This window comes from Streptomyces phyllanthi (assembly GCF_009377205.1).
GTDB lineage: Bacteria > Actinomycetota > Actinomycetes > Streptomycetales > Streptomycetaceae > Streptomyces > Streptomyces phyllanthi.
Genome location: NZ_VJZE01000519.1, coordinates 1 through 6,025, shown reverse-complemented (window position 1 = coordinate 6,025; position 6,025 = coordinate 1). Strand labels below are relative to the sequence as shown.

The following is a 6,025-nucleotide window of genomic DNA, read 5'->3' as shown; positions in this document are numbered from 1 at the left end:
CTCCCGCCCCGCTCCCTCAGTCTCTAGGCTCGGTATTTCATGGCGATCCGTGTCGCACCACCCGCGACGCGTGATCCGCTTCTCACCGGCCGGGCCCGCACCCCCACTCCCCCGACACTCGAAGGAAACAGACCATGCGCCGCGCCTTGATCGTCGTAGACGTACAGAACGACTTCTGCGAGGGAGGCAGCCTCGCGGTGGCCGGGGGTGCCGATGTGGCTGCCGCGATCACGGAACTGATCGCGCAGGCGCCCGCCGGGTACCGCCACGTCGTGGCGACCCGCGACCACCACATCGCCCCCGGCGACCACTTCGCCGACCACCCCGACTACGTCCACTCCTGGCCGGCCCACTGCGTGGCGGGCACGGAGGGGGTGGGCTTCCACCCGAACTTCGCCCCGGCGGTCGCCTCCGGCGCGATCGACGCCGTCTTCGACAAGGGCGCGTACGCCGCGGCGTACAGCGGCTTCGAGGGCAGCGACGAGAACGGCGTCGCCCTGGCCGACTGGCTCCGCGCCCGCGAGATCGACGAGGTCGACGTGGTGGGCATCGCCACGGACCACTGCGTGAGGGCTACCGCCCTGGACGCGGCGAGAGCGGGTTTCCGCACCCAGGTCCTGCTGGACCTGACCGCGGGAGTCGCCGAGGAGACCACGGAACGAGCCCTGGACGAGCTGCGAGAGGCAGGCGTGGAACTCACGGGCAAACCGGTCGTCTGACCCGGCCCCCGGGACCTCGTTCCCCGCCCCCTGCGTGCCGCGCCCCTTCGGGGCTTCGCCCCTCAAGCGGAGCGCGCCGCGGGGCGCTTGAGCAAGGCCCTGATCGGCCGCCACAGCTCAGGCGGCGCGACGACATCCGCGACGACACCGTTGTCCGTACGCCATACGAGTCCATCCGGATGATGTAGCACCGCGGTGATCTCATCGGGTGTGGGAGGTGCCGCGTTCCCCCGCAGATACACCGCCCGCATGCCGAGGTTCCGCAACCGGGTCAGCGCCCGGGCGCGATTCGCGGCGTGCACCAGAACCCGGACCGACCCGGCGTCCGGAACGGCACCGGTGGCCCCCGAAGAGGCAGGCGTGGGCAGGTTCAACGCCACCACCACACTGCCGCTCGGCAGCTTGCAGAAACCTCCTGCGGCCATGTCGGTCATCCCCCCGTGCGCGTCGGTGTCAATAAGAGAGTCACAGCAGGCATCTGAACACGACCGGCCGCGACCCGCCAAGGGGTCGCGGCCGATACGTCTCCGACCTGCGGAAATGTCGCCTACTTCACCGCGGGGCCCACCTGGAGCGAGATCGTCGAGCCGTCCTTGGCCTCCTTGACGATCTTGATCTTGGTGTTGGTGTCAGTGATCTTGACACCACCCGTCGGGTTCGTCTCGTCGTAGTACGTGCCGGTGTGGTCGTTGAACGTCGACACACCCTTCTTCGAGACGATCTTCGTCGCCACGTCCGCGTTGTGCAGCGTGATGCCGTCCGTGCGGTACAGGCTGAACGGCGAGTCGTACGACTGGATGCGGTTGCGCATCAGCGTGCCGTTCGACCACTTCAGCGCCTGCGGGTGGGCGTCGATCGGCAGGACCAGACCGGCGCCGGGGTGCACGCTGGTGTTGTTGTCCGCCTGCGAGGTGTCCCACTTCCAGATCAGCAGACCGTTCTGGTACGGGTAGTGCTCCACCCAGGACGGACGCGTGTTCGCGAAGCCGAAGTTGTACGGGCCGACCTTGAGGGTCTTGTCGTACGACACGTACTGGCGGTTCTCGGCGATGTAGTACTGCGCGTAGTCGTCCGTGATGGCCGCGCCGATGCGCGAGAAGCCCTTCACGGTCCAGGCCGCGTCCGCGCTCTCCGCGTTGTCCGAGAAGACGGCGGAGCCGTCCGCGGTCACGGAGATGGAGTCGGCCGCGAAGCCCTTCTGGGCCACACCGCCGTCGGTGGCGTAACGGAAGCGCAGGTCGACCTTCTTGCCCGCGTAGGCGTCGAGGGAGTACGCCAGCTTCTTGTACGTGCCCGACGTACCGTCCAGCGCCGGCTTGCCACTGCCGTCACGGCTGATGGCCGCGCCGTCCGCCGTACCGTCGATCGCCGTCCAGTTGGCGCCGCCGTCGGTCGAGACCTCGGTGTAGAGGTAGTCGTAGCCGGCCTCGATGTCCCACCAGCCGTCGAGCGCCAGCGAGGCGGAGGACTTGCCCGTGAGGTCGACGGAACGGGTCAGCGTCTGCGAGAGGTTGTCGCCGCTGCCGCTCCACCACTGGGTCGAGCCCTGCGCGGGCTCCACGATCTCGGTGGTGACCGTCTTCTTGGGCAGCTCGACCACGAGGGCCTGCTTGTCCTTGGTGTTGTACTCGGCGACACCCAGCTTGTGCTTCGACTTCGTCGCGGCCTTGGCCGTGTCGTAGTCGAGCCAGCCGAGCTGCAGCTTGTCCCAGGCGGTCATGTCGCCGGGCAGGTCGCCGATCTCCTTCTTGCCCGTGCCGAGCCAGGAGCCGGACGACATCAGGGTCCAGAAGCCGGTGGAGTTCTCGCCGCCGGAGCCGGAGGTGTCGTAGTGGTCCGGCAGACCGAGGTCGTGGCCGTACTCGTGGGCGAAGACACCGAGGCCGCCGTTCTCCGGCTGGATGGTGTAGTCGCCGACCCAGATGCCGGAGTCGCCGATCTGGGCGCCGCCGAGCCTGTTGCCCTCCGGGCCGGTGGCGCCGGCGTCGGTGCCGAACGCGTACCAGCGGTGGGCCCAGATGGCGTCCTCGCCCTGCGCGCCGCCGCCCGCGGACTCGTCCTCACCGGCGTGGACGATCTGGAAGTGGTCGATGTAGCCGTCGCGCTCGTTGAAGTCGCCGTCGCCGTCGAAGTCGTAGCGGTCCCACTGGTCGAACTCGGCCAGCTCCGCCTTGATCTCGGCGTCGGACTTGCCGGCCGCCTCCTGGTCGGCGACCCACGCGTTGACACCGTCGGCGACGGCGTTCCACGCGCAGGTGTCGGGCTGGCACTTGTTGGAGCCGTAACGGGCCTCGTTGTAGGGGACCTTGACCCAGTCCGAGACCGCGCCCTCGACCGAGTAGCGGCCCGAGGACTGCTTCTCGTAGTACTTCTTCAGCGACTCGGTCTTCTTGCCGGTGCCGAAGTAGAGGTCCTCGAAGTGCTTCTGGTCGTAGTCCGCCTTCCAGGCCGTGCTGTTGTCCTGGGTGCGGTCCGGCTCGGCTATCTGGTTGTGCAGCGGGCCGGGGGTGCCGCCGTAGCGGGGGTCGGTCTGGTCGCCGAACTCGACGAGGATCGTGAAGATCTTGTCGGTCTTCTCGCGGCCGAGCTCGACGTACTTGCTCTTGCCCTTCTTGCTCTTCAGCTTCACGACCTGCGAGCCCTCACGGTTCTTGACCGTGGCCTCGCCGGATATGACCTGGTTGAGGGCTTCTTCGCGCTGGGCTTCCTGGGTCTTGCTCAGCGGGCCTTCGAGATCGTGGTCGTGCTCGGCGTGGTCCGCCGGGTCGTGGCGGTCCACCGCCGCCGCGGAGGCGCCGTCGTCGGCCTGCGCCACCGCGTAGGTCGAGAAGGTCGCGGCGGTCGCGGCCAGCGCGACGCCTATCGAGGCAGCTCTGAACGTCCAGGGTCTACTGGTCACTTGAGGTCCTCCCCCGCGCCCGTTTCGCGCGGAGGATGGCCCTTGGTCGTGGAATGTCCGCGCGCGGTATACGCGTGTAGTCAAGTGACGACATTCGATCGGAGTTTCGCGATAAAAAACAGACCTTGACTTGCTCAGGTCAACTGCACTATACGGAGCGGCTGTTCGTTATCCGGACGTTACATGTACCGGCCAACCGGCGCGTAGGTGTGTCCAGTTGGTGGACTCCATGACTCCGTGCGCCCCCCGTGCACCGAACCCGTGGATTAGGTCACGCTTACCCGTCGTTCCGCTCGGGCACCCTGGCGAATAGAGTCGGATGGCGGAACGCCCGAAGTCGGCGGAAAGCCAAGTCGGCACCGTTTCCACCCCTTTGATTCGTATCCGTATCCTCCCCCATCGTGTGAGGTACGGGGAGACCCCAACCGAGGACACGATTGACATGCCTCGTCCGACGACCGCACAGCTCGCCTACGGCTCCTGCACTGTGATCTTGTCCACACTCGCCATGCTGCTGCTGTCCCAGACGAGTTCGGGCGTGGCGATCGCGGTGATCGCCGTCTCCGCTCTCGCGCTCGGGCTGCTCGTCGCGATGACCGTGCCGCTGCCGAAGCCGGCCACCGCCCAGAAGGGCACCGGGGCCAGGGTGCAGGCGCGGGTCTCGATGCCGCGCGAGACCGTCCCCGCCACCGTCTCGGCCGAGCCGGTACGTGAACCGGCGGAGCGCTGACGGGTACTGGGGGCTGTTCGGCCATCGGTGCGCATGACGGCAACGGGCGGGTCCGGTTCACGAACCCGCCCGTCGTCTGCTGAGGCACTGTCATTCCCGCCGCTGGCGCTGGGACTCCCGCCGTTGTCGGCGTCGGCCGCCGTCACTCGGTGCTGACCACCACCGTTTTGGCCGCCTTGTCGTGCAGGCCCTGCTTGTAGGGCTTGTCGAAGAAGCTCCAACCACCGCAGACGGCCGTCCAGATGCAGGCGCAGCAGAACGCGAACGGGATCCACAGGACGGCCGCGCGCCCCAGCGAGGTCTGCACGGAGGGTGTGGAACCGTCGTCGAGGTTCGCCGTACGCAGCTTCATCAGCCGCTTGCCCGGGGTCTGTCCGTTCCGGGCCGTGAAGTAGGTGTCGTACGCGATGTAGAGGACGGCGGCGATCGCCTCCTGCCCGAGGGACTTGCCGTACTCGAGGTCGTCCGTGTCCACCGTGTACTGGGCGGTCCCGAACGCCCAGCCCAGCAGCACCACCACGGCACCCACGACGATCATGTCGATGAGACGGGCGAGCACGCGTTTCCCGGAGTCGGCGAGCGGGGGCATACCGGCCAGCGGATCGGCGCCGTACGGGCCGCCGCCGTACGGCTCGCCTCCGGGGGGCGGCGGCTGACCGCCGGACGGGGAGTCGTACGGCGAACCCCCGGACGGCGGGGGCTGCTTCCTGAACGGGTCGTCTTCCGGGGGCTGACCGGATCCGGAGGGCGGCGGTTCGGTGCTCATGGCCCGAGTCGACCGCGAACCCTCCGGCTCCGCATCCGGCGCGGGGCCGTCCGGGGTACGGAGTTCCGGGCATGCGGGGTACGGCATCGCGTACGTCCGCGCGCCCCGGGTCCGTACCGCCGCCGTACGACCCGGACTCCGCTATCCGGCCACGAACGTGCGGGCCGCCTTGTCGTGCCAGCACTGGCGCCAGGGCCGGTCGAACAGGCACCACAGGACGCCGACGACACCGATGCCGAGCAGGCCCGGGACGCTGTAGACGAGCCAGCGGCGCAGCGCGAGGCCGAAGGACGGGGGCTCATGGCCCTCGATGTCGCGGACGTCCAGGCCGACCAGCTTCTTGCCCAGTGTGCGGCCCCACTTGGCGGTGGGCAGCGCCTCGTAGAGGACGCCGACGACGAGCAGCACCCCTAGCACGATGCCGAGGTACACCGAGGTCGTGCCGTCGAGCAGCCAGACCGTGACGGTCTCGCCGGAGAGCTTGGCCGCGTCGATCTTGCCGTTGATGTGGTCGATCGCCCTGGTGCCGAGCGGGACGGCGGCCGCACCGGTGATGGCGGCGACCACGAGGGTGTCCAGCAGCCGCGCGGTCAACCGCTTGCCCAGCCCCGCGGGACGGGCCGAGGCCTGCCGCCGGGCGGCCGCCTGGAACGGGTCCTCGGTGACCGGCTTCCACGGCGCGACCCGCTGCTCCCCGTCGGCGCCCGCGAGCTGGTGCACCTGCTGCGCCCAGGAGTGCTGGCCGCCCCCGGGGCCCGCGGCCATGGGAGCGCCTGCGGATCCGCCGGACTGCGCGGGCACGGTGGCCGCGGGCTGCCCCTGGGCCGGCGAGACGTCCGTGCGCTGCGGGGCGCTCGGCTCCGGCGTGACGGGGGTCGCCGGGGCGAGGTCGGCGAGACGGCCCGTGTGGG

The 6,025-nt window shown here is 69.2% G+C and carries 6 protein-coding genes; 2 read left to right on the top strand and 4 right to left on the bottom strand.

Annotated features, from left to right (window positions below; translation table 11 throughout):
* The first annotated feature begins 134 nt into the window (after positions 1–134).
* Positions 135–719: an isochorismatase family protein gene (locus tag FNH04_RS39780; protein WP_152790964.1), complete on the top strand. Its 585-nt coding sequence runs from the start codon at positions 135–137 to the stop codon at positions 717–719.
* Between the two features lie 62 nt (positions 720–781).
* On the opposite strand, the gene FNH04_RS39775 is transcribed toward FNH04_RS39780, so the two are convergent.
* Both FNH04_RS39775 and FNH04_RS39770 read right to left on the bottom strand, forming a co-directional pair.
* Positions 782–1,144 carry a hypothetical protein gene (locus FNH04_RS39775; RefSeq protein ID WP_152790970.1) on the bottom strand — a complete coding sequence of 121 codons (363 nt, stop codon included), beginning with the start codon at positions 1,142–1,144 and terminating at the stop codon, positions 782–784.
* A 122-nt stretch (positions 1,145–1,266) separates the two neighbouring features.
* Complete coding sequence (locus FNH04_RS39770) at positions 1,267–3,618, bottom strand: immune inhibitor A domain-containing protein (RefSeq protein WP_322725214.1); 2,352 nt, start codon at positions 3,616–3,618, stop codon at positions 1,267–1,269.
* Between the two features lie 442 nt (positions 3,619–4,060).
* On the opposite strand from FNH04_RS39770, the gene FNH04_RS39765 reads away from it, so the two are divergent.
* Positions 4,061–4,348, top strand: a complete 288-nt coding sequence (locus tag FNH04_RS39765; RefSeq protein ID WP_152790962.1) for a hypothetical protein — start codon at positions 4,061–4,063, stop codon at positions 4,346–4,348.
* Positions 4,349–4,490: 142 nt separating this feature from the next.
* Here the strand turns inward: FNH04_RS39765 and FNH04_RS39760 are convergent, their stop codons facing one another.
* Positions 4,491–5,114: an RDD family protein gene (locus FNH04_RS39760; protein WP_152790960.1), complete on the bottom strand. Its 624-nt coding sequence runs from the start codon at positions 5,112–5,114 to the stop codon at positions 4,491–4,493.
* A gap of 141 nt (positions 5,115–5,255) precedes the next feature.
* The coding region (locus FNH04_RS39755; RefSeq protein ID WP_228031890.1) for an RDD family protein at positions 5,256–6,025 on the bottom strand (770 nt) is incomplete at its 5' end.

Excerpts from the sequence above, each read along its gene's own strand:
- FNH04_RS39765 (WP_152790962.1), top strand. The coding sequence starts at position 4,061 with ATGCCTCGTCCGACGACCGCACAGCTCGCCTACGGCTCCTGCACTGTG.
- FNH04_RS39760 (WP_152790960.1), bottom strand. The coding sequence starts at position 5,114 with ATGAGCACCGAACCGCCGCCCTCCGGATCCGGTCAGCCCCCGGAAGAC.
- FNH04_RS39780 (WP_152790964.1), top strand. The coding sequence starts at position 135 with ATGCGCCGCGCCTTGATCGTCGTAGACGTACAGAACGACTTCTGCGAG.
- FNH04_RS39775 (WP_152790970.1), bottom strand. The coding sequence starts at position 1,144 with ATGGCCGCAGGAGGTTTCTGCAAGCTGCCGAGCGGCAGTGTGGTGGTG.